The following is a 23079-nucleotide window of genomic DNA, read 5'->3' as shown; positions in this document are numbered from 1 at the left end:
GCATGGCATTTTTATATAATAAGATGGATGTCCTGCGCGAAGCGGGAGTAGGTAAGGAAATACCATCATACATACAGCAAAATATCAATCCAAATTTTGAACTTCGCCCTTATCAGAAAAAAGCTTTCGAGAATTTCGTCACTTATTTTGAAGGAAATCTGCGTCAGAATCCGTCTCAGACCTTGTTTCATATGGCGACAGGAAGCGGAAAGACTCTGATAATGGCAGGGCTTATGCTCTATCTTTATAAGCGGGGATATCGAAATTTCTTGTTCTTTGTAAACTTATCCAATATTGTGGAAAAGACGAAAGTGAACTTTCTCGATGCTTCTTCGACAAAATATCTGTTCAATGATGAGATTGTTATTGATGGAGAAAGAGTTGTCATCCAAGAAGTGAGCAATTTCCAAACTTCTGATCCTGATAAGATTAATATTTGCTTTTCAAGCACTCAGGGGCTCCATATGGATATGTGGATGACAAAGGAAAATGGGATGTCATTTGATGATTTTGACAATCAGAAAGTTGTGCTTATATCTGATGAAGCGCACCATTTGAATGTAGACACGAAAAAGAAAATGTCGGCGGCAGAATCTGATAGCTATCATTCATGGGAACAGACCGTAAAGAATATATTCAGTAGGAACCCTGGTAATGTGCTGCTTGAATTTACAGCGACATGTGACCTTGAAAATCAGGCTATCAAAGCTGCCTATGAAAACAAGATTATTTTCAATTATCCGCTTCCAAATTTCTATCAGGATAGATATTCAAAGGATATTGTGACACTCCGCTCTGATCTGCCGCTGATGGATCGCGCTTTGCAGGCATTGGTACTAAGCCAGTATCGTTTGAAAGTGTTTCAGGATCACCGGTTGGCTATAAAGCCTGTCGTTTTGTTCAAAGCAGCGAAGATTGCTGATAGCAAAGAGTTCATGGCATCTTTCATCGATATAATAAGTCATCTGTCAGGGAATAAACTGCTGGAGCTTTTCACTTCAACGGATAATCCTGTTATAAAAAAAGCCTATACTTACTTTACAGATAATGGCATCTCTGCGGATACGCTCGCTGCAGAACTACGAGATGACTTTGCGGAACCGCATTGTGTTTCTGTAAATGATGATAAGGATGCCAAAAATAAGCAGATTCTCTTGAATTCTTTGGAAGATGCGGATAATCCATACAGAGCGATTTTTGAAGTCAAGAAGCTAGATGAGGGCTGGGATGTCCTTAATCTATTTGATATTGTTCGTTTATATGAAACTCGTCAGTCAAGCGGAAGAAAAATATCCCCGGCAACAATTGCTGAGGCTCAGCTGATTGGACGTGGTGCGAGGTACTGCCCGTTCCAGATAGATCCGGAACAGCCGAAATATCAGAGAAAATATGACGACGATATAACAAATGAGATGAGGGTTTGCGAGACGCTTTTCTATCATTGCCAAAACGATCATCGATACGTGACAGAGCTTCATCAGGCTCTTCGCGAGATTGGACTTGATACAGATAAAATTGTTCAAAGGGAATATGTACTTAAAGAAGATTTTAAGACAGACCCGCTCTATCAAGATGGATTGATTTTTATAAATGACCGTGAAGTTAAGAGTCGTAAAGAAGTATTCGGACTTCAGCCGAATGTTCGTGATGCTCTTTATAGCTATACGTGCTCCTCAGGCAGTTCTGGTTTGGATGCGATTATGCTGGAAGGACAAGATGGCAATGATTATACAGTGAGCAATCTGAAAACTGTGCACATGACTATCGGAGAAATAGCAAGTATTAACTATGCCATTGTTAACAAAGCTATGATGAAATATCCGATTTTCAGATTCAATATACTGAAATCGTATTTTCCCAATGTCCACTCTACGAGGGAGTTCATTACAAAAGATGAGTATCTTGGGAAAGTAAGAATTGATATCCATTGTCCTGAAGAAAAACCAGCTGTCAATGTGTTGTACCAGGCGGTCTTCAATACGCTTAAGAAGATCAGTGATTCGATTTCTGGTATAGAGGAAACATATTGGGGAACAAAAAAGTTTAGAGCACATCGTGTTCGTGAAGTATTCCGTAATAAAACAGTCAACTACACTGAGCCACATGATGGTGGCGTGGGTATCTCTCAGAATGATTCGTCTGTCCCGGAGAAATGGAAAATAGATTTGTCTCAGGAAGATTGGTTTGTTTATACCGATAACTTCGGAACTTCCGAAGAAAAAGCGTTTGTTGCATATTTTCGTGATTATGTAGAGGAGCTACGAAAAGTATACAGCAAGGTATATCTGGTAAGAAACGAGCGGGAATTCCACCTCTATTCATTTGAAGATGGAGAGCGTTTCGAGCCGGACTATGTAATATTCCTTCAGCGGCCAGAAACGGATGGATTCGAGCAGCTACAAATATTCGTGGAGCCGAAGGGAACTATGCTTCTTGAAAAAGATAAGTGGAAAGAGAATTTCCTGCTGCAGATGAAAGCAGAAGCAATTTCAGTGACAACATACGTTGATAATAATCAGTATAGGATCTGGGGACTGCACTTTTTCAATCAAGATACTCGTATGAAAGAGTTTGATGAAGAGATGCAGAGCCTGATTTCTGCATATGGTTCGTCAGGAACAAGCTCTAAAGAAGACGGAATACCGAATGAATTAGTGGTTCATTAAGTGCAAGTAATAAAAATCGGATGCTCATCACGGGCATCCGTATTTTTTTGCCTTCATAGTACTTAACGATAGCTGTTCTGTAAGCGCTAAATAATACAGTGTATATACTCTCTCTCCGCCTTGTGGGATAATGGTCTCACATGAATGCATTAAGGCACGCGCCGAGAAATTTGGTAATATGAGGAAATATAGGAAATTCAGGAATCTCGGGAAGTCCGGGAAAATCGGTAAATTCGGTAATCCTCAGAAGCGGCGGTATGTGCCTCGGTGGACGCAGGGGGGTATCCGTATGACGTCAGTTCGTCAGGCAAAACATCATCATAATGTTCAGAAGTGGACGCAGATCATCATGGAGCAACGGGCCAGCGGGCTTTCCGGCCTGGCATATTGTCGCCGTGCAGAAATCAACTTCGGCACTGACCGAGCCACCCGAATCCGCATCGCAGGAAGAGGTTCACTTCGTTTCATTAGAAGTGCACAAGGCCGTCCTCTCAACCAGCGCAATCACTATAGCCAGCTTTGGAGATCTCCTGTGGGACAACACGTATCACGGTAACAGAAGATACGCCGCCAAAACTTTTGTGACAGACTCTCTGTATCCTAAGGGACGTGTTCTCATCATGCTAATCCGAGAACTCACGGCGGAACATATCTATCTGGCTTGCGGCTATACAGACATGCGGAAGTCCATCGACAAAGGGCTTGCAGGGCTCACGAAAGAAGAGCGCGAAGAACAGCGTCTCCGGCTTGAAAAAGAGAAGATCGAGGCTTATTTCGCATGGCTTCAGGACATCGAGCTGAAAGTCCTGCCGAAATCCAAACTCGGCAAAGCCGTCCAGTACTCCCTGAGCCATAAAGAAGCGCTCCAGGCCTTCCTGAAAAGCGGCAACGCTGCGCTCTCGAATAACATCTGCGAGCGCGCCATCCGCAATTTCACCATCGGCCGCAAGAATTGGTTGTTCAGCGACTCCCCGAAAGGAGCCAAGGCCAGCGCCGCCGTCTACAGCATCATCGAGACTGCCAATGCCAACGGCCTGAACCCGTTCCAGTACCTCAAGTACCTCTTCGAGCACCTGACGAATGCTGACATCCAGCGGCATCCCGAGCACCTCGACGACGTCCTGCCATGGAACGAGACCATCCAGCAAAACTGCAAATGAACCATCAAAGCTCCACTGCTCCTCAGCGGAGCTTTTTTGATATGTGCCTCAGCGACAACGAAAGGGTGAACCATCAAGGCGATGAATTATACACCAGGTGATTTAGCGCTTACAGAAGTCCGACAGTCGGCGGAGTCGGTGCTGGCAGCCATCGACAGCATGAAGCAGTCAATCCTCGCGAGAGCGTTCCGCGGGGAACTTGGGTAACTAAACTGTTGCCAGATATTTACTCAAACAGATAAATATCTGTAAAAATTTATCGACAGAATACCCTTCGTATCAGGAAAACTGGTGCGAACTCAGTGTTAAATGCTTTTAATCCTTAAGAGCCTCACACCGAAACAGCAGCTGGAAACGGCAAACTGCTTGGTGCGAAAGCAGAAAAAACGTGAGGATGGCATAAGGTGAAACAAAACGAATCAGTGCTGGCGAAAGGCAAAGCGTGACACGCCAGAAACGTTCGCCCTAAGTGCTAAGACAATGGGTGTTTAGCAGGGAAAGCCCTAAACAGCAAAGTATGCTGCATGGGAGACCCCCAACGACTATCTCCTAGAGGGAGAGTAAAACCGCAAGCCAATGGCGGAAGAAAAATACTGCCCCTAAAAAAAGGGTGAAGATATAGTCTGCGCTCATGTGAAAGCATGAGAGGTCTGCTGGTGACAGCAAGACTGCCATGGGAGCTGCGTCCTATGGTGAACAAGATAAATCTATAAATATCTAATATAATACTGCATATCTGCTCATCTTTTGTTATAATATAAGCAGGAGGTGAAACAGATGAAACTCATAAGCATAGGCACATTTGCAAGAGAAGTTGGGTTAACCCCAACAACATTAAGGCGGATGCATAAAACGGGAGAACTTGTCCCTACGTATGTATCCAAAGGCGGAACGAGATATTATTCTGCGGAGCAATTAAAAAAGTTTTCTCATCAAGAAAGCCAAAGCAATCTGGTAATCGGCTATTGCCGTGTATCGACGCCGGCACAGAAAGACGACTTGGAGAAACAGGTTGAAAACGTCAAAGCGTATATGTATGCCAAAGGATATGAATTTGAAATCATCCGGGACATCGGTTCTGGTATTAATTACAAGAAAAAAGGCTTGCGCAAGCTCATTGAAAAAATTAATAATCAAGAGGCTTCCAAAGTCGTAATCCTTTACAAAGACCGGCTTGTCCGGTTCGGCTTTGAACTTATTGAGTATCTGTGCACCATCAATCACGTGGAAATCGAAATTATCGACAAGACCGAACAAAGCAAAGAGCAAGAGCTGACGGATGACTTGATTCAAATCATTACTGTTTTTGCCAACAGGCTTTGCGGTCAACGGTCAAAAAAGACGAAGAAACTGATTGAAGAGGTGAAACAAAATGCTTCGAGGGAAGAAGATCCGGCTTCTGCCGACGCCTGAACAGGAAATCCTTTTCTGTTCAGGCGCCGGCACATCGAGATGGGCGTACAACTACTTCCTCGCTCGCAACGAGGAACAGTATAAGACTTATCTCGCCAACGGTAGAAAAGGTAAGAAGAGCATTTCTGAGGGCGTCATCCGCAAGGAAATCAACAATCAGCTCAAACCGACAACGCACCAATGGCTGAAAGAAGTCGGCAGCAATGTCATGAAACAGGCAGTCAAGGAAGCAGACCGTGCCATGAAGAAATTCCTCAGCGGTGCTGCTGGCAGACCGAAATTCAAGACAAAGCGCAGAACCACGCCGCGTTTTTATGTGAACTATGAAAGCCTTACCCGCAAAAATGGCGGCTTTCACGGTGAGAAAATCGGTTTCGTGAGGACTGCTGAGCCATTGCCGAAGATTCCGAAGGGCTGTCATTATTCGACCCCTTGGATTTCGTTTGATGGCAAATACTGGTATATCGGCTTTGGCTATGAGGTGCCGGACAGGCTGAATGTTGAATTGACTGGAGATTCCATCGGGATCGACCTTGGCGTAAAAGAACTGGCTGTCTGCTATGCTTTCGGCGAACGAAAAAAGACGGTGTTTAAAAACATCAACAAAACAAAGGAAGTACACCGCCTTGAAAAAAAGCTCCGCCGCGAACAGCGCAGGCAGAGCCGGAAGTTTACAGCCAACATCGACCATTACGAAACCGTACAGCGGAACGAGAAAAGGCCGGGCCGCAGGCCTATCTGGAAACGGCCAATCCGAGAATGCCGGAATCTTGAACGGCAGCGGCAAAGGATAATCCTGCTTCATCGCCGCTTGAAAAACATTCGGGAGAATCATATCCATCAGACGACTGCCGCGATCGTGAAAAACAAGCCATCGCGTATCGTCATGGAAGACCTGAATGTCAAGGGCATGATGAAGAACAGGTATCTCGCGAAAGAAATTGCGTCCGAGAAATTCTACGAATTTCGCCGTCAGATGGAGTATAAATGTGAACCGTACGGCATCCAGCTTGTTTTTGCGGACAGCTTCTACCCAAGTTCGAAGACATGTTCTCATTGCGGTCATATCAAGAAAGACCTCAAGCTGAACAACAGAACTTACATCTGCCCTGCTTGCGGCCATGTGATAGACCGTGACCTGAATGCGGCAATCAATCTTGCAAAATACTTTAAATCTGAGATCGCTTAACATTTCGAGAAGCACTTAGATATGTACCTATCGCTACTGGGGAATTTAAGCCTGTGGAGCGTTATATCAAACGAAAGTAGCTGCCTGCTTCGGCAGGGCAAAATCGGACGCAATGAAACAGGAAGGATGTTTGTGAAGACATTCAAAGTGTAAATTTGTATAGTATAAAATAGATATTTACAGATTTATCGTAGCGGGCGTGACATCCCGTGCTGGCTGCGTCGTCGCTGAGCGCTTGCTCGCTACTACGTTACTCTTTCTTTGTCTTTGCTTTGTCTTGTCTTAGAGGAGCTCGGAAGCCTTGTGCGCCAACGGATTGCGGCTTTTTACTATGTCATATAGGAACACAGGGCGGACACGGACTGATCATATCCTGAACCATAAACCGGGACAGTTCGTCAAATTATCCACACCTGCCGCGATTTATCCACAGGATATCCACAGGAAATCCACAGAGTTATGGACAGGGTGGAGGTTCACGGGATACCCATCAGGCAGTCACAACTAGCCAATCTCGGTAACAGTCGTTCAAAAAAGTGCAGAGGACTGCAAATATGTTATTGCTTTCACACGCGCGGCGTCGTATAATCGTATTAGCAATACGATAAATGTACCGCATTTTTTGGGGAGGATCTTATCAATGAAAAAATTCCAAGTCGTCGTGAAGTGCTCACTCGGTATCCATGCGCGTCCCGCAGCTCAGATCGCGCAGGCATGCAGCAACCTGCGGGCGGCGGTGACGCTCGAGGTCGATAATGAGACTGCCCAGGGCAACAACGTGCTGGAGATCTTGAACCTCCACGCTCCGAAAGGCGCAACGGTCAATGTCACCGTGGACGGCCCCGATGAGGAAGAGGCTGCACAGCAGATCCAGGCTGTTTTCGATGCCATGGGCCCGAAGGAGAAGAAGGGCTCTGTCCTCAAGGTTGCCTTTTTCGGCACGAAAGACTATGACCGTCTCTACTTCAGCGAGCTCGCAAAGGACAAGGGCGAGGGCACGTACAACGTCGAACTCAAGTATTTCTCGAGCCGCCTGACGGATGAGACGGCACATCTCGCCAACGGCTATGACGCTGTCTGCATCTTCGTCAACGACGAGGCACCGCGTTCTGTCATCGAGCAGCTGCATGACGGCGGCGTCCGCCTGATCCTCCTGCGCTGCGCCGGCTTCAACAATGTCGACAAGAAGGCCGCTGCCGAGTACGGCATCACGGTCCTGCGCGTACCGGCTTACTCCCCGTACGCAGTGGCAGAGCATGCCATGGCGACGCTGCAGGCTGCAAACCGCCGCCTGCACAAGGCATACAACAAGGTGCGTGACAACAACTTCGACCTCACGGGCCTGCTCGGCGTCGATCTCCACAACAAGGTCGCCGGCATCCTCGGCACGGGCCGCATCGGCCAGTGCATGGCGCGCATCTGCAAGGGCTACGGCATGACGGTCATCGGCTGGGATGCATTCCCGAACAAGAAGCTCGAGGAAGAGGGGCTGCTCACCTATGCTTCGAAGGAAGAGGTCCTGAAGCGCTCTGACCTCATCTCCATTCACGCACCGCTCATCATGGGCGAAGGCGGCACGTATCATCTCATTGATGAGAAGGCCATCTCCCTCATGAAGGACGATGTCATGCTCACGAATGCTGCACGCGGCGGCCTCATCGATACGGAAGCGCTCATTGCCGCGCTCAAGAAGGGCAAGTTCCATGCGGTTGCGCTCGACGTCTACGAGGGCGAGGATGCCAATGTTTACACGGACCACAGCTTCGACGTCCCGACGGAGGATGTCACGGGCCGTCTGCTCATGTTCCCGCAGGTCATCCTCACGAGCCATCAGGCATTCTTCACGCGCGAGGCCCTGCAGGCCATCGCGACGGTGACGATGGAGAACGCCCGCAATTTCAACGAGGGCCGTCCGTTCGGTGCTGCTGAGGTGAAATAAGCACGATCACAGATTCTGATCTCTAACTTTTATGTTACGGAGAGGGGCACATGCCCCTCTCTTTTTTTGCCAAAACCTTGCGTGAGGTTTGGCAGGGGAGAAGACGGCAGTCGGCAGCGTCGGCGCTGGCAGGCTTCGACAGCATGAAGCCGTCGATCCTTGCGCGGGCGTTTCGCGGGGGCTTGGGCGTAAAAAAATGTGCAAAGGTTGGCGAATAGTGTTAGAATGAAATGAGAAAAATAGTACGGCTTGTTTTGTAGAGTGTGCAGAGCATGTCGTGATAGGTAGTAGGTGATCACGATGGAGAAGAATTGGATGCCGGACATCTACAGCGATGTTCCGGTGGCGTATGCAGTCTACAAGCTGATTTTTGCAGAAGATGGCAGGACAGTCGAGGATGCAGAGTATGTCTATGTCAACAAGATCTACAGTGAGATGGCAGGTGTGGGGCCTGAGGAGCTCCTGGGACAGCGTTTCCTGTCCTGCTATGAACGTGCTAATCCGATCTGGATGACGTACTGCGCGAAGGCTAGCCTGGATGGTGAGGTCATCCATGACTGCATCTATGCGCCAGAGATTGGGCACTGGCTCGACTTCACGATCATGCCGCTCAAGCAGCCGGGGTATGTCGCGTACACGTTCATAAATGTCGACATCGACCGTGAGAGGCAGATGGAGATGAAGCGCGAGTTCACGACGAAGGACATCGTCCTGCGCATCTCAAAGATCCTCAGCAGCGAGGAGGCTTATGAGGTGGCGATGAATCACGCGCTGCAGGAACTCAGCCGCATCCTGCATCCGGACCGGCTCTACATCCTCGAGACGGACGGCAAGACCGTCTCGAACACGTTCGAGTGGTGCGCGCCGGGCGTCGCGCCGGAGATCGACACGCTGCAGCATCTCGACTACGAGCAGTACATCGGCGGCTGGGAGAAATTCCTCAAGCACGCGACGAGCGTCATCATCGAGGACATCGAAGTGCTCAAGGCGGACGACCCCGTCGACTACTGGAACCTCAAGCGCCAGGGCATCGAGCGCATCATCGATGCGCCGATCTACCACGATGGCAAGATCATCGGCTACCTCGGCGCCGATAACTACGAGAAGAGCGATATGATCAACACGGTCGCCATCCTCGAGACGGTGTCGTACTTCATCTCGTCGAAGATCACGAACCACCGCCTCATGGTGGAGCTCGAGCACGCGAGCCGCCATGACGCCCTGACGGGCCTCCACAACCGCAACGCCTGCATGGAGAAGATTGACTTCCTCACGAAGTACTCGAGCAGCGTGGGCATCGTCTACGCCGATGTCAACGGCCTCAAGGAGATCAATGACACACTCGGCCACCAGGCGGGCGATGCGGCGCTCCGGCAGGCGGCGCGCCTGCTGACGAAGTGCTACGGCCTCGAGAACACCTACCGCATTGGCGGCGACGAGTTCCTCGTCCTCGTGCCGCTCGTCACCGAGCTCGACTTCAAGACGAGCGTCCGCCGCCTGCGCGAATTGGCCGCGGGCAAGACCGACTTGTCCATTGCCATCGGCAGCGAATGGGTGGCAGACACCGCGCACCTCGAAAGGGCCATCACAAAGACCGACCAGCGCATGTACTGCGACAAGGTCGAGTACTACAACCGCCGCGGCAAGAAGCGCGAGACTCGCCACGACCTCAACGCCTTCCGCCGCATGGCCGCCAAAAGCCTGCCAACCGCGGACTGACGCCATCCGGGAGCGCAGTCGGACTGTCGGACGATTGCCTTGTCTTGAATGCTTTGCATTGCATTTTAGGGCTTCTTGTGATAAGATAACTTCCATAATGTGAAATACGCAAAGACGATGACGAAGAGGAGTAGGGATCTTCCCTGGCAAAGAGACGGGACGGCTGGTGTGAGTCCTGGCAGGGGGATGCGGAAGGTCGCTTCGGAGTTGCTTCGCTGAGGCTTTTGCTTAGGCGGGGACGTGGGCGGCGTTAACGCGAGAGTCACGCGGCATGGGCTGCGTGAGAAGATTGGTGGTACCACGAAGGCAGGCGCTTTCGTCCTTTTGGGACGGAAGCGCTTTATTTATGAGGAGGATTACAATGCCAGAGAAAGAAGAGCTCGGGAACAACATCCCGAAGGTTTATGACCCGCAGTCGTTTGAGAAGAAGTGGTATGAGTTCTGGGAGAAGAACAAGTTCTTCCACGCAGAGGTCGACAAGAGCAAGAAGCCGTACAGCATGGTCATCCCGCCGCCGAATGTCACGGGCCAGCTGCACATGGGCCACGCGCTCGACAACACGCTGCAGGACATCCTGATCCGCTACCACCGCATGCAGGGCTACAACACGGTCTGGATCCCGGGCTGCGACCATGCCGGCATCGCGACGCAGGCAAAGGTCGAGGGCAAGCTCCGCGAGGAGGGCACGAACCGCTATGAGCTCGGCCGCGAGAAGTTCCTCGAGCGCGTCTGGGACTGGAAGGAGAAGTTCGGCAGCCGCATCATGTTCCAGCTGCGTTCGCTCGGCTCCTCGCTCGACTGGGACCGCGAGCGCTTCACGATGGACGAGGGCTGCAGCCGCGCCGTCCGCGAGGTCTTCGTCAGCCTCTATGAAAAAGGCCTCATCTACCAGGGCACGCGCATCACGAACTGGTGCCCGTCGTGCAATACGGCCATCTCGGACATCGAGGTCGAGCATGAGACGGAGCAGGGTCATCTCTGGCATCTGCGCTATGAGGTAGAGGGCGAGCCGGGCAAGTACGTTGAGATCGCGACGACGCGCCCGGAGACGATGTTCGGCGATACGGGCGTCGCCGTCCATCCGGACGACGAGCGCTACAAGGATCTCGTCGGCAAGACGCTCATACTGCCGGTCGTCGGCCGCCGCATCCCGCTGTTTGCGGATGAGTACGTCGACAAAGAATTCGGTACAGGCGCCGTCAAGGTCACGCCGGCTCACGATCCGAATGACTTCGAGATGGGCCAGCGCCATCACCTTGAGGAGATCAAGGTCATCGGCAACACGGGCAAGATGCTCGAGGGTGCCGGCAAGTACGCGGGCATGGACCGCTACGAGTGCCGCAAGGCGCTCGTCAAGGAGCTCGAGGAGACGGGCGTGCTCGTCTCGGTCGAGGAGCATGAGCACTCCGTCGGCCACTGCTCGCGCTGCCATTCGACGATCGAGCCGCTCGTCTCGAAGCAGTGGTTCGTCAAGATGGAGAGCCTTGCCAAGCCGGCCATCGAAGCCGTCAAGGACGGCCGCATCCAGTTCGTGCCGGAGCGCTTCACGAAGACGTACATCAACTGGCTCGAGAACATCCGCGACTGGTGCATCTCGCGCCAGCTCTGGTGGGGTCACCGCATCCCGGCCTGGTACTGCGATGACTGCGGTGAGACGAGCGTCTCGCGCACGGACCTGACGGAATGCCCGCATTGCCATAGCCACCACATCCACCAGGATGAGGATGTGCTCGACACGTGGTTCAGCTCGGGCCTCTGGCCGTTTGAGACGTTCGGCTGGCCGGACAAGACGCCGGAGCTTGAGCAGTTCTACCCGACGGCGACGCTCGTCACGGGCTACGACATCATCTTCTTCTGGGTGGCTCGCATGGTCATGATGGGCCTGGAGTTCGGCAAGGACATCCCGTTCCACCATGTCTTCATCCACGGCCTCGTGCGCGACAGCCAGGGCCGCAAGATGAGCAAGTCGCTCGGCAACGGCATCGATCCGGTCGAAGTCGTCGAGAAGTACGGCGCCGATACGCTGCGCTTCATGCTCATCACGGGCAATACGCCGGGCAACGACATGCGCTTCTACTGGGAGCGCGTCGAGAGTGCGCGCAACTTCGCCAACAAGATCTGGAATGCGTCGCGCTACATGCTCATGAACCTCGAGGGCTTCGACAAGGACTTCAAGCCGGAGGCGAGCGACTTCACGCTGGCCGACAAGTGGATCCTCTCGCGCTACGCCAAGACGGCGGAGGGCGTGACGAAGAACCTCGATAACTTCGAGCTCGGCGAGGCCGGCCGCATGATCTACGAGTTCATCTGGAACGAGTTCTGCGACTGGTACATCGAGCTGACGAAGGCGCGCCTCTACGACAAGGAGAACGAGCGCGCGAAGAACACGGCCCTCTACGTATTGTCGTACGTCCTCGAGCACACGCTGCGCCTGCTGCATCCTTTTATGCCGTTCCTCACGGAGGAGATCTGGCAGAAGGTGCCGCATGATGGGCAGTGGAAGAGCATCATGATCGCGGACTGGCCGGCGGCTGACGCTTCGCTTCGCGACGATGCGGCTGAGGCGCAGATGACGGCCATCATGGAGACAATCAAGACGGTCCGCAACCTGCGCGCCGAGGTCGGCGCGGCTCCGGGCCACAAGAGCGAGGTCATGCTGCACTTCACGGAGAGCAGCCTGCGCCCGGTCTTTGAGGAGAACGAGGGCTACCTCAAGGCGCTCGCTGCTGCTGAGCCGGTCACGCTGCTCGCAGACGATGCGGAGAAGCCGGAGAACGCCATGGCCGGTGTCGTCGGCGGTGTCGAGATCTACCTGCCGCTCAAGGGCCTCATCGACGTCGAGAAGGAGACGGCCCGCCTGCAGAAGGAACTCGATAAGCTCGAGAAGGAGATAGGGCGCCTCTCGGGCAAGCTCAGCAACGAGGGCTTCCTCAAGAAGGCCCCGGAGGCTGTCGTCGCCAAGGAGCGCGAGAAGCTCGCTGGCTATGAGGAGAAGAAGCAGGCGGTCGAGGGACGCATCCAGGACCTCGCCAAGCTTTGAGAATGGAGCGACGCGATATGAATTATCAGGAAGCCATTTCTTATCTGGAAGGGCTCAAGATATTTGGCATCCGCCTGGGCCTCACGCGCATCGAGCGGCTCCTCGAGCTGCTCGGCCGGCCGCAGGACCGCTATCGCACGGTCCATGTGACGGGCACGAACGGCAAGGGCTCTGTCTCGGCGATGGTCGAGGGAGCGCTGCGCCGCAGCGGCATCCACACGGGCTTCTACAGCTCGCCGCACCTCGTCTCGTACACGGAGCGCATCCGCGTTGACGGGCAGAATATCAGTGAGCAGGATTTTGCAGCGGGCATGACGGTCATCCGCGAGAAGATCGACCTGATGCTCGCAGAGGGCGCGGAGTGTCCGACGCAGTTTGAAGTGCTCACAGCGCTCGGCTTCTACTACTTTGCCAAGTGCCAGGTCGAGTATGCCGTCATCGAGGTCGGCCTCGGCGGCACGCTCGACTCGACGAATGTCATCACGCCGGAAGTCTCGGTCATCACGAATGTCACGATGGAGCACGCCGACAAGCTCGGCGGCACGCTCCAGAGCATCGCGGAGAACAAGGCTGGCATCATCAAGGACGGCGTGCCCGTCGTGACGGCCGCCAAGGGGGAGCCGCTTTCTGTCATCCGCGCGGTGGCCGAGGAAAAGAGCGCCGACATCTTCGTGGCTGGCGAGGATTTCTCCTCGAAGTTCATCAGCTGCGACGGCTGCGTGCAGCAGCTTGAGTTCAGCTCGGAGCTTCTGGGCATCGATCATCAGCCGTATGAGTTGCATCTGCTCGGTGTCCATCAAGTCGAGAACAGCGCGGTGGCCCTGATGACCCTGCGCCTGCTGCACAATATTGACGCGCGCCTCACGATGGAGACGGTCACGGAGGCGCTGCGCCTCGTGAGCTGGCCGGCCCGCTTTGAGCGGCTCGACTTCGGGGCGCAGACCGTCATCGTGGACGGCGCTCACAACCCGGCCGGCATGCGGGCGCTGCGCTCTAGCCTCGATGCGATCTTTCCCGCCGAGGAGCGCGTACTGCTCCTCGGCATCCTCAAGGACAAGGACATCGATGCGATGCTCCACATCCTCTTGCGGCCGAACGACACAGTCGTCGTGACCGTGCCGCAGTCGGAGCGCGCCGATTCGGCTGCCGACCTCCTGCGCCGCGTCGCGCCGGCCGTGCAGCATGTCGAGGCCTTCGAGGCGAACAAAGAGGCGCTTGACCGCGCGCTGGAGCTCGCCAACGGCGAGAAGCTTCTCGTCATCGCGGGCTCCCTGTACCTCGTCGGCGGCGTCCGCGAGATGCTGCTGCAGCGGAAGGGGTGAGCAAATGAAGAAGGATAAGACAAACCTGACGGGCGCGCACATCCGCGAGAAGCGCCGGGCCCTCGCACAAGGCCGCTGGAAGCGGCGCGCGAGCGCGATTGCCTGGTACGGCCTCCTGGCCGAGGTGTTCTTCCTGCCGCTCTCGCCGGGCGCGGCGACAGTCGCTCTGCTCGTCGGCATCGCGGGGACTGCCCTGCGGTTCTACGTGGACAAGGATTTCCACTTCCGCCACCTGCGCTTCGACGTGCCGGCGGTGCTCTTCGTGGCCATCAGCGCCCTGTCGGTGCTGTCCTCGCCGGACCGCGGCTTTAGTTTCTACAACTATTACAACCTCGTCGGCGTCTACGTGCTGACGTATCTCCTGATCGGGCAGAACGTCCGGGAGCCCTGGCAGATGAAGTCCATCCTGCGCATGGCCTGCGCGGCAGCTGTCATCGTCCTGCTCTATGGCTACTATCAGTTCCTGTTCGGCATTGACATCAGTTCGATGAAGTGGGTGGACGGCGATGCCTTCCCAGAGCTGCGCAAGCGCGTCTTCTCGACCTGGGAGAACCCGAACATCCTCGCGGGTTACCTCGACATCCTCATCTGCCTGGCCTTCGGCCTCTTCATGAAGTGCCGTAACCGCGAGCGCCGCATCCTCCTGGGCGCGTTCATGCTCGCGGCAGCGGCCTGCCTGGCGATGACGTATGCGCGCGGCGCCTGCCTCGTCATTGCGGTCATCCTCGCGGGCTACGGTGCGCTCCGTGACCGCCGCGTGCTCGCCGCCTGTGTCGTCGTCATCGCGCTTCTTTTCGCCGTTGACCCGATGCTCTACGAGCGCATCACGTCCGTCTTTACGAAGGTGGACACCTCGACGGAGATGCGCCTGGCGTTCTGGGAGAGCACGGTCGCGATGATCCAGGACCACCCGTTCCTCGGCATCGGCTGGGGCGCTTACTGGATGGTCTACCCCGAGTACGACTTCTACCTGCAGGGGGCCAATGTGCTCATCGTCCATGCGCACAACATCTACCTCAACTACATGGCAGAGATCGGCATCCCGGGCGCCGTCGCGTTCTTCTGGTTCTTCTTCGGCACGATGATCATGGCACTGCGCACGCACTTCCCGGAAATGCCTGTGCGCAAGCTGCGCGGCGCCTTCCGCTGGGAACGCCTCTGGACCGACTGGGAGGAGAGTGACATCCTCGCGGGCCTGAGCCAGGGCATCGGCCTCGCCGTGCTCTCCGTCGCGCTCAACGGCCTGACGGACGATCTGCTCTTCAACATCCCGTCATCGATGCTGCTCTGGATGATCGCGGCCCTCGCGGGCGTGCTCTCGTGCATGAGCCCGCAGAAGACGGCCGCGGAGAAGAAGGCGGGCGGCAATGAATTCCTCGCAAGGTTCCGCGCGACAGCCGTCCAGAACGCCAAAGAGGCCAAGGACAAGGTGCAGGGCAAGGTCGAGGCGAAAGTCCACGGCATGCTCTACCGCGAGACGCCGGTCGAGCCGGTGGGAGCGGCCAAAGCGGCGTCCGACTCCAAGTCGGCCGAGACGACTGCCGAAAGCAGCGCACCTGAGCCGGTGAAAACGGCTGACGCGCCAGAAGCGTCTGAAGCACCGCAGAAGCCGCTCGACCCGATGGACGAATTGGCTGAAGAAGTCCGCAAGGCGCTCGAGCAGCGCAAGCAGGAAGAAGAAGCGGCTGAGGCAGAAGCGGCAGCCAAAGAGACTGCCGCAGCGCCGAAGGGCGAAGTTGAGGCCGAAACGCCGGCATCTGAGCCGGAGCAGGAAGGTGCTGACACTGCAGGATCTGCTGAAGACGCTGCATCTCCTGAGCCAGACAGACCGGAACAGACGGAACAGACGGAGCTGACGGAAGAGAAGGCAGAGACAGCCGGAAAGCCAGAAGATGGCGAGAAAGCTGAGAAGAAGGCAGAAGAGAAGAAGAAAGCGAAGGAGGCAGACAGCCATGAAGAAAACGAACGCGATATCAAAGGCGACCATTGACCGCCTGCCGCTCTACTTCCGCACCCTGCGCCTCCTGCAGGACGAGGGCCGCGACATCGTTTCGTCGGATGAGCTCGGCCGCCGCCTCGGCATCACGCCGGAACAGATCCGCAAGGACCTCGCGTCCTTCGGCCAGTTCGGCAAGAAGGGCGTCGGTTACTACGTCAATGAGCTCAAGCGCAACATCGGCGGGATCCTGGGCCTCGACAATCACTGGAACATCGCGATCGTCGGCATCGGCCACCTCGGCGTCGCGCTCGCGAACTACCAGAACTTCGTGACGCTCGGCTTCAACCTCGTCGCACTCTTCGACCAAGACCCGAATGTCATCGGCCGCACGGTCAACCACGTGAAGGTGGAGGACATCAGCCATCTCAAGGCCATCGTCAAGCAGCGCAACATCCAGATCGGCATCATCGCGGTGCCGGCAGCGTTTGCGCAGGGCGTGGCCGATCAGCTCGTCGCGGCCGGCGTCAAGGGCATCTGGAACTTCGCGCCAATCAAGATGCAGGTCCCCGAGACGATGCACATCGTCAACGAAGACCTCTCGATTGGGCTCAGCAGCCTCTCGTACCACATCACGCGCATGTGACCGTCAAGCAAGAAGCACGCTCTAAGGGCGTGCTTTTTTGCTGTCAGGCAGGAACTCGGGAGAAAAGCGAGAATAGTAAGAAGCAGGATACATAGGCATTATCATCGATGCCAAAACGATACACAAAGACGATGATCCATTTTTATGGAATGGCCCGGAGTGCGTCTCTGGGCAAAGGGAAACAAGGAGGTTTTTCCATGGTAGATATCCTCGATCGTGTGCGCAACAAGGCGCTGCAGTCCAAGATCGTGACGCCGGAGGAAGCGGCAGACTTCATCAAGCCGGGCATGACCCTTGCGACGAGCGGCTTCACATCCTCAGCCTACCCGAAGGCGGTGCCGCTCGCTCTCGCGGACCGCATGAAGAAGGACCCGTTCACGGTCAACATCATGACGGGCGCTTCGACGGGCCCGGAGTTCGATGAAGCGCTCGCCTCGGTCCACGGCATCAAGAAACGCCTGCCGTTCCAGACGGACAAGGTGCTGCGCAGCCAGATCAACGACGGCACGGTCGATTACATCGACATCCATCTGTCGGAGGTCGCGCAGCTCTCGCGCTGTGGCTACCTCGGCAACCTTGACGTTGCCGTCATCGAGGCCTGCGCCATCACGGAGGAAGGCAACATCATCCCGACGACGGCCGTCGGCAACTCGGCCTCGTTCGTGCAGACGGCCGACACCGTCATCATCGAGGTCAACAACGCGCAGCCGCTGGAGTTCGAGGGCATGCACGATGTCTACCTGCCGCTCGACCCGCCGAACCGCCTGCCTATCCCGATCGTGCGCGTCGACGACCGCATCGGCACGCCGTACATCCCGTGCCCGCAGGACAAGATCCGCTGCATCGTGCCGTGCGACATCGCAGACCACACGCGCTCGCTCGCGCCGCTCGACGCGACGGCGCAGCAGATGGCCGACCTGACGATTGACTTCCTCAAGCGCGAGATAAAGGCTGGCCGCATGCCGAAGAACCTGCTGCCGATACAGTCGGGCGTCGGCAATGTCGCCAATGCCGTCACGGCGGGCTTTGTCCGCTCGGACTTCCGCGACCTCACGGTCTACACGGAGGTCATCCAGGACGGCATGCTCGACCTCATCGATGCGGGCAAGCTCAACTTCGCCTCGGGCACGGCCTTCTCGCCGTCTCCTGAGGGCATGGCGCGCTTCTTCAAGGACATCGAGACGTACAAGAAGTACATGATCCTGCGCCCGCAGGAGATCTCGAACAGCGCGGAGGTCATCCGCCGCCTCGGCGTCATTGCGATGAACACGGCCGTCGAAGTCGACATCTACGGCAATGTCAACTCGACGCACATCGCGGGCACGCACATGATCAACGGCATCGGCGGCAGCGGCGACTTCGCGCGCAACGCCTACCTGACTATCTTCTACACGCCGTCGGTGGCCAAGGGCGGCAAGATCTCGGCCGTCGTGCCATTCTGCTCGCATGTCGACCAGCCGGAGCACGACGTCGACGTCATCATCACGGAGCAGGGCGTGGCCGACCTGCGCGGCAAGTCGCCGCGCCAGCGCGCCAAGGAGATCATCGAGAACTGCGCGCACCCCGACTTCCGCCCGATGCTGCGCGACTACTTCCAGCGCGCCGACGCGAAGACGAACCACGCGCACACGCCGCACCTCCTCGATGAGGCCTTCTCGTTCCACCAGCGCTATCTGGAGACGGGCAGCATGAAGCGCGAGAGTCAGGAAGATACAGGAAAGGTGTGACCAGAATTTAGTATCAGCTTGCAATTTTGGGTGAAATAGTGCACAATAAGAGGGCAGAACTATGCTCATAACTCGTATAGGAGGATTTTAATGGCAAGCGTTCAGGAAAAAATCGCTCAGATGAACGCGATGAAGGAGCACATCCGTCAGGGTGGTGGCGCCGCTCGCGTTGAGAAACAGCATGCTCAGGGAAAATACACGGCGCGCGAGCGCCTCGAGAAGCTCTTTGACGAGAATTCTTTCGTCGAGCTCGATATGTTCGTCAAGCACCGCTGCTCGAACTTCGGCATGGACAAGAAGGACATGCCGGGCGACGGCATCGTCACGGGCTACGGCACGGTCGACGGCCGTCTGATCTACGCCTACGCGCAGGACTTCACCGTCTCGGGCGGCAGCCTCGGCGAGAAGCACGCCCACAAGATCTGGAAGGTCCAGGATCTCGCGCTCAAGATGGGCGCTCCGTGCATCGGCATCAATGATTCAGGCGGCGCCCGCATCCAGGAGGGCGTCGACGCGCTCTCAGGCTTCGGCGGCATCTTCTTCCGCAATACGGCCGCTTCGGGCGTCATCCCGCAGATCTCGGTCATCATGGGACCGTGCGCGGGCGGCGCTGTCTACAGCCCGGCCATCACGGACTTCATCTTCATGGTCAAGAACACGAGCCAGATGTTCATCACGGGCCCGGCCGTCATCAAGTCGGTCACGGCTGAGGAAGTCACGCCGGAGCAGCTCGGCGGCGCCATCACGCACAGCACGCGCTCGGGCGTCGCGCACTTCGCCTGCGAGGACGAGGACGACTGCATCGCGAAGATCCGCGAGCTGCTCTCGTACCTGCCGAGCAACAACCTCGAGAACGCGCCTGCTGTCGAGCCGACGGACGACCCGGACCGCCAGGATGAGAGCCTCAACTCCATCGTGCCGGACAATCCGAACATGCCATACGACATGAAGGAAGTCATCCGCTCGCTCGTCGATGACGGCGAGTTCTTCGAGATCCAGAAGCTCTTTGCGACGAACATCGTCATCGGCTACGCGCGCCTCGACGGCAAGGTCGTCGGCATCGTCGCCAACCAGCCGAAGGTCATGGCGGGCTGCCTCGACGTCGATGCGTCCGATAAGGCGGCGCGCTTCGTCCGCTTCTGCGATGCCTTCAACATCCCGCTCTTGACGCTCGTCGACGTCCCGGGCTTCCTGCCGGGCGTCAACCAGGAGCACACGGGCATCATCCGCCACGGCGCGAAGATGCTCTACGCCTACAGCGAGGCGACGGTGCCGAAGGTCACGGTCATCACGCGCAAGGCGTACGGCGGTGCCTACATCGCCATGTGCTGCCACGAGCTTGGCTCGGATCAGGTCATGGCCTGGCCGTCGGCTGAGATTGCCGTCATGGGTCCGTCGGGCGCGGCCAACATCATCTTCCGCCGCGATCCGGACAAGGAAGCCAAGACGCAGCAGTACATCGACGACTTCTCGACGCCGTACCTCGCCGCAGAGCGCGGTTACGTCGACATGGTCATCGAGCCGAAGGAGACGCGCCCGCTGCTCATCACGGCCTTCAATGCGCTCGCGAGCAAGCGCGAGGTAGGCCCGGCGAAGAAGCACGGCAATATCCCGCTTTGATTTGGATTCGGAGGCTAAAGATGAGATTTGATGTAAGAGGTGTCAAGCCGGAAGTCGTCGCTGCGATCGCGGCTGCCATCCAGATGATGACAACGCCGGAGCACAAGGTCGTTGCGCTGCGCATCCGCCGCAGCAGCAATGAATGGTCGCTCTCCGCGCGCGGCGGCAGACGCTGAGACAATAGCAAGCGCTAGAGTCGGTTCAGGGAATCGATGATCGGATAATCGAAAGATGATACAGGTTGGAGGAAACATTTCATGAAAAAGTTCAACATCAAGGTCAACGGCATCTCGTATGAGGTAGAGATTGAGGAAGTCAAGGACGGCGCCCCGCAGGCTGCTGCACCGAAAATCGCCGCACCGAAAGTGACGCCGAAGGTTGCCGCTCCGAAGGTCGAGGCACCGAAGGCTGCACCGGTCAAGTCCAAGGAAGCTGTTGCAGCAGGTGCCGGTGAGCACTCCATCGACGCGCCGATGCCGGGCAAGATCGTCAAGGTCGTTGTCGAAGAAGGCCAGAGCGTCAAGGCTGGCGAAGTGCTGCTCGTCCTCGAGGCCATGAAGATGCAGAATGAGATCACGGCCGATGCAGACGGCACGGTCAAGGCCGTCAACGTCGAAGCTGGCCAGAATGTCAAGGTCAAGGAATCGCTTGTGATCCTTGGCTGAGCCAATCGAGCGATAAAGGAAGAGGCTGCCCATGTGGCGGCCTCTTTTTCTTGACAGCGCAGAGCTTGTCCTTTATAATTGAGAAGATATTTCAATGTAATGCGAACAGGAGGGAATCTTTTGAAACGAATCCTTATTGCCATGCTGCTCGTGCTGCTGGCTCTGGGTGCAGCTGGCTGCGGCACACAGCAGCAGAGCGGCCACGACAAGAAGTTCCGCATCGTCACGTCGTTCTACCCGATGTACATCGATGCCATCAACATCACGAAGGGCGTCGACGGCGTCGAGGTCGTCAACATGACGAAGCCGCAGACGGGCTGCCTGCACGACTACCAGCTGACGACGGAGGACATGAAGACGCTCGAGAAAGCCGATGCGTTCATCGTCAATGGCGCGGGCATGGAGAGTTTCCTCGACAAGGTCATCAAGCAGCAGAAGAACCTCAAGATCATCGACGCCTCGAAGTCGGACGACATCAACTTCCTCAAGGACGGCGACGAGGTCAACCCGCATGTCTGGCTCAGCGTGACCTACAACATCGCGCAAGTCGAGGCCATCACCTCGCAGCTCTGTGAGGCGGACCCGGAGCACGCCGACGCTTACCGCAAGAATGCGCTCGACTACGTCACGAAGCTCACGGCCCTGCGCGAGGAGATGCACAAGGAGCTCGACAACCTGCCGCACAGGGATATCGTGACGTTCCACGAGGCATTCCCGTACCTCGCGAAGGAGTTCAAGCTCAACATCATCAGCGTCATCGAGCGCGAGCCGGGCACGGAGCCGACGCCGCACGAGCTCGAGGAGACGGTCGCCAAGGTCAACGCGCTGCCTGTCAAGGTGCTCTTCACGGAGCCGCAGTACTCGCCGACCGCCGCGCAGACGATTGCGAGCGAGACGGGCGCGAAGATGTACGAGCTCGACCCGGTCGTCACGGGTGAGGCCAACGAAGAGGCGATGGACGCCTACATCACGGCGATGAAAAAGAATATGGAGGTGCTCAAGGAGGCGCTGCAGTAAGCGTACTTGGGCCTGGGGGAAGTCTCCTGCACAACGTGCGGGAGACTTTCTTTATTTGCGAAATGAGCCATATGAGGATATAATAAATTTTATCGAAGATGAAGATTAGGAGAGAATCAGAGAACGGAGGAAGAAATGGAGCGATTCAAGAGACTTATCGAGCGCGGCCTGCTGACGGTGTCGGCGCTCTTCCTGCTGAGTGCGTCGGCAGCGGCGCAGTCGGTCGTCGTCGACGGTGTCGGCGCGGATGAGCGCGCGGCACTGATCGACGCTTCGCGCGCGGCCGTCGAGCAGGTCGCGGGTACCTTCATCGACTCGCGCACGCTCGTCGAGAACGCGGCCGTGAAACTCGACCAGATCTACACGAAGGCACAGGGCTTCGTCACGGGGACCGAGATCCTCGCGAAGGAGCAGCAGGGCGGCTTTGTCCACCTGCGCGCCCGCATCGATGTCGACACGAGTCCCGATGCACAGCTCATGAACAACCTCAGCATGATCATGATGCTCAATGACCCGCGCATTGCCGTCGTGGTGCGCGAAGCGGACGGCGGTCACGACCGCGCAGCGGAGTCGGCGCTCGATTCCAAGCTGCTCGAGCTCGGCTTCTCGCATGTTGTCGCCTCAGAGCGCACGGCGGGCCTCGACCTCAGCGGCCTCGTCAGTGCTTCTTCGCGCACGGCGGCCGGACAGTCGCTCGGTGCCGACTACCTCGTGCTCGGCAGCGTCGAGTCGCAGGCCACGGACATCTCGCTGCCCGACGGCGAGGACGGCAGCTACCGCAAGACGCAGCTCAAGTCGGGTCGCGCGCGCCTGACGGTCAATGTCATCCGCACCGCGACGGGCGAAGTCGTCGGCACCTTCACCACGACGGCAAAGGGCGTCGGCACGAGCGAGGCGATGGCCAGGAGCAAGGCCGTCGAGAAGGCTTCTTCTAAGGCCGCGGAGCGCCTCGAGGAGAAGTTCCGCCATCTCGGGTCGGAAGCTGGCACCCAGGAATGGTGAGCGAAAGATAAGAGTGAT

16 protein-coding genes and 1 pseudogene are annotated in these 23079 nt (G+C 56.2%); all 17 read left to right on the top strand.

Translation table 11 applies throughout. From position 1 onward, the window contains the following. Nucleotides 1-2 precede the first annotated feature (2 nt). The 17 genes and pseudogenes from QDI87_RS04525 to QDI87_RS04445 all read left to right on the top strand — a co-directional run bounded on the left by QDI87_RS04525 (nt 3) and on the right by QDI87_RS04445 (nt 23061). Nucleotides 3-2666: a DEAD/DEAH box helicase family protein gene (locus QDI87_RS04525; protein ID WP_278742346.1), complete on the top strand. Its 2664-nt coding sequence runs from the start codon at nt 3-5 to the stop codon at nt 2664-2666. 620 nt (nt 2667-3286) lie between these two features. Next, a complete protein-coding gene (locus tag QDI87_RS04520) occupies nt 3287-3826 on the top strand; it encodes an IS66 family transposase (protein WP_278742345.1) in 540 nt (179 codons plus the stop codon). 81 nt (nt 3827-3907) lie between these two features. Beyond that, entirely contained in the window at nt 3908-4033 is a 126-nt protein-coding gene (locus tag QDI87_RS04515; protein WP_278742342.1) for a hypothetical protein, read from the top strand. A gap of 570 nt (nt 4034-4603) precedes the next feature. Further along, nucleotides 4604-5239 carry an IS607 family transposase gene (locus QDI87_RS04510; RefSeq protein WP_278742341.1) on the top strand — a complete coding sequence of 212 codons (636 nt, stop codon included), beginning with the start codon at nt 4604-4606 and terminating at the stop codon, nt 5237-5239. Next, nucleotides 5199-6428 (top strand): RNA-guided endonuclease InsQ/TnpB family protein, encoded by a 1230-nt coding sequence (locus QDI87_RS04505; protein WP_278742339.1) that lies wholly within the window; start codon nt 5199-5201, stop codon nt 6426-6428. Before QDI87_RS04510 ends, QDI87_RS04505 begins: the two co-directional genes overlap by 41 nt. 640 nt (nt 6429-7068) lie before the next feature. After that, the gene (locus tag QDI87_RS04500) at nt 7069-8367 is read left to right on the top strand and encodes a fused HPr family phosphocarrier protein/2-hydroxyacid dehydrogenase (protein ID WP_278519791.1); all 1299 of its coding nucleotides are present in this window, start codon (nt 7069-7071) and stop codon (nt 8365-8367) included. Between the two features lie 300 nt (nt 8368-8667). Continuing rightward, nucleotides 8668-10086, top strand: coding sequence for a diguanylate cyclase domain-containing protein (locus tag QDI87_RS04495; RefSeq protein WP_255240511.1), 1419 nt, complete (start codon nt 8668-8670; stop codon nt 10084-10086). 361 nt (nt 10087-10447) lie between these two features. Continuing rightward, nucleotides 10448-13126: a valine--tRNA ligase gene (locus QDI87_RS04490; RefSeq protein WP_278742337.1), complete on the top strand. Its 2679-nt coding sequence runs from the start codon at nt 10448-10450 to the stop codon at nt 13124-13126. Between the two features lie 17 nt (nt 13127-13143). Continuing rightward, a complete protein-coding gene (locus QDI87_RS04485; protein ID WP_055160054.1) occupies nt 13144-14448 on the top strand; it encodes a bifunctional folylpolyglutamate synthase/dihydrofolate synthase in 1305 nt (434 codons plus the stop codon). Nucleotides 14449-14473: 25 nt separating this feature from the next. Then, a pseudogene (locus QDI87_RS11705) lies at nt 14474-15796 on the top strand (O-antigen ligase family protein); the annotation flags it as partial. Between the two features lie 604 nt (nt 15797-16400). Then, nucleotides 16401-17030 carry a redox-sensing transcriptional repressor Rex gene (locus QDI87_RS04475; protein ID WP_036374397.1) on the top strand — a complete coding sequence of 210 codons (630 nt, stop codon included), beginning with the start codon at nt 16401-16403 and terminating at the stop codon, nt 17028-17030. A 197-nt stretch (nt 17031-17227) separates the two neighbouring features. Further along, nucleotides 17228-18757, top strand: coding sequence for an acetyl-CoA hydrolase/transferase family protein (locus QDI87_RS04470; protein WP_278742336.1), 1530 nt, complete (start codon nt 17228-17230; stop codon nt 18755-18757). Nucleotides 18758-18847: 90 nt separating this feature from the next. Further along, complete coding sequence (mmdA, locus tag QDI87_RS04465) at nt 18848-20377, top strand: methylmalonyl-CoA decarboxylase subunit alpha (RefSeq protein WP_036373488.1); 1530 nt, start codon at nt 18848-18850, stop codon at nt 20375-20377. A gap of 20 nt (nt 20378-20397) precedes the next feature. Next, the gene (locus tag QDI87_RS04460) at nt 20398-20553 is read left to right on the top strand and encodes a hypothetical protein (protein ID WP_036373485.1); all 156 of its coding nucleotides are present in this window, start codon (nt 20398-20400) and stop codon (nt 20551-20553) included. Between the two features lie 81 nt (nt 20554-20634). Beyond that, nucleotides 20635-21042 carry a biotin/lipoyl-containing protein gene (locus QDI87_RS04455; RefSeq protein ID WP_036373482.1) on the top strand — a complete coding sequence of 136 codons (408 nt, stop codon included), beginning with the start codon at nt 20635-20637 and terminating at the stop codon, nt 21040-21042. A gap of 141 nt (nt 21043-21183) precedes the next feature. Further along, complete coding sequence (locus QDI87_RS04450; protein WP_415950080.1) at nt 21184-22059, top strand: metal ABC transporter substrate-binding protein; 876 nt, start codon at nt 21184-21186, stop codon at nt 22057-22059. Between the two features lie 135 nt (nt 22060-22194). Next, nucleotides 22195-23061, top strand: a complete 867-nt coding sequence (locus tag QDI87_RS04445; RefSeq protein WP_036373476.1) for a hypothetical protein — start codon at nt 22195-22197, stop codon at nt 23059-23061. Nucleotides 23062-23079 lie beyond the last annotated feature (18 nt).

The organism is Mitsuokella jalaludinii, assembly GCF_928722185.1.
GTDB lineage: Bacteria > Bacillota > Negativicutes > Selenomonadales > Selenomonadaceae > Mitsuokella > Mitsuokella jalaludinii.
This window is presented reverse-complemented; position numbering and strand designations above follow the sequence as displayed.

Bases quoted from the DNA above. Each gene is read 5' to 3' on its own strand.
- QDI87_RS04525 (WP_278742346.1), top strand. From the start codon at position 3: ATGGCATTTTTATATAATAAGATGGATGTCCTGCGCGAAGCGGGAGTA.
- QDI87_RS04520 (WP_278742345.1), top strand. From the start codon at position 3,287: ATGCTAATCCGAGAACTCACGGCGGAACATATCTATCTGGCTTGCGGC.
- QDI87_RS04515 (WP_278742342.1), top strand. From the start codon at position 3,908: ATGAATTATACACCAGGTGATTTAGCGCTTACAGAAGTCCGACAGTCG.
- QDI87_RS04510 (WP_278742341.1), top strand. From the start codon at position 4,604: ATGAAACTCATAAGCATAGGCACATTTGCAAGAGAAGTTGGGTTAACC.
- QDI87_RS04505 (WP_278742339.1), top strand. From the start codon at position 5,199: ATGCTTCGAGGGAAGAAGATCCGGCTTCTGCCGACGCCTGAACAGGAA.
- QDI87_RS04500 (WP_278519791.1), top strand. From the start codon at position 7,069: ATGAAAAAATTCCAAGTCGTCGTGAAGTGCTCACTCGGTATCCATGCG.
- QDI87_RS04495 (WP_255240511.1), top strand. From the start codon at position 8,668: ATGGAGAAGAATTGGATGCCGGACATCTACAGCGATGTTCCGGTGGCG.
- QDI87_RS04490 (WP_278742337.1), top strand. From the start codon at position 10,448: ATGCCAGAGAAAGAAGAGCTCGGGAACAACATCCCGAAGGTTTATGAC.
- QDI87_RS04485 (WP_055160054.1), top strand. From the start codon at position 13,144: ATGAATTATCAGGAAGCCATTTCTTATCTGGAAGGGCTCAAGATATTT.
- QDI87_RS04475 (WP_036374397.1), top strand. From the start codon at position 16,401: ATGAAGAAAACGAACGCGATATCAAAGGCGACCATTGACCGCCTGCCG.
- QDI87_RS04470 (WP_278742336.1), top strand. From the start codon at position 17,228: ATGGTAGATATCCTCGATCGTGTGCGCAACAAGGCGCTGCAGTCCAAG.
- mmdA (WP_036373488.1), top strand. From the start codon at position 18,848: ATGGCAAGCGTTCAGGAAAAAATCGCTCAGATGAACGCGATGAAGGAG.
- QDI87_RS04460 (WP_036373485.1), top strand. From the start codon at position 20,398: ATGAGATTTGATGTAAGAGGTGTCAAGCCGGAAGTCGTCGCTGCGATC.
- QDI87_RS04455 (WP_036373482.1), top strand. From the start codon at position 20,635: ATGAAAAAGTTCAACATCAAGGTCAACGGCATCTCGTATGAGGTAGAG.
- QDI87_RS04450 (WP_415950080.1), top strand. From the start codon at position 21,184: ATGCTGCTCGTGCTGCTGGCTCTGGGTGCAGCTGGCTGCGGCACACAG.
- QDI87_RS04445 (WP_036373476.1), top strand. From the start codon at position 22,195: ATGGAGCGATTCAAGAGACTTATCGAGCGCGGCCTGCTGACGGTGTCG.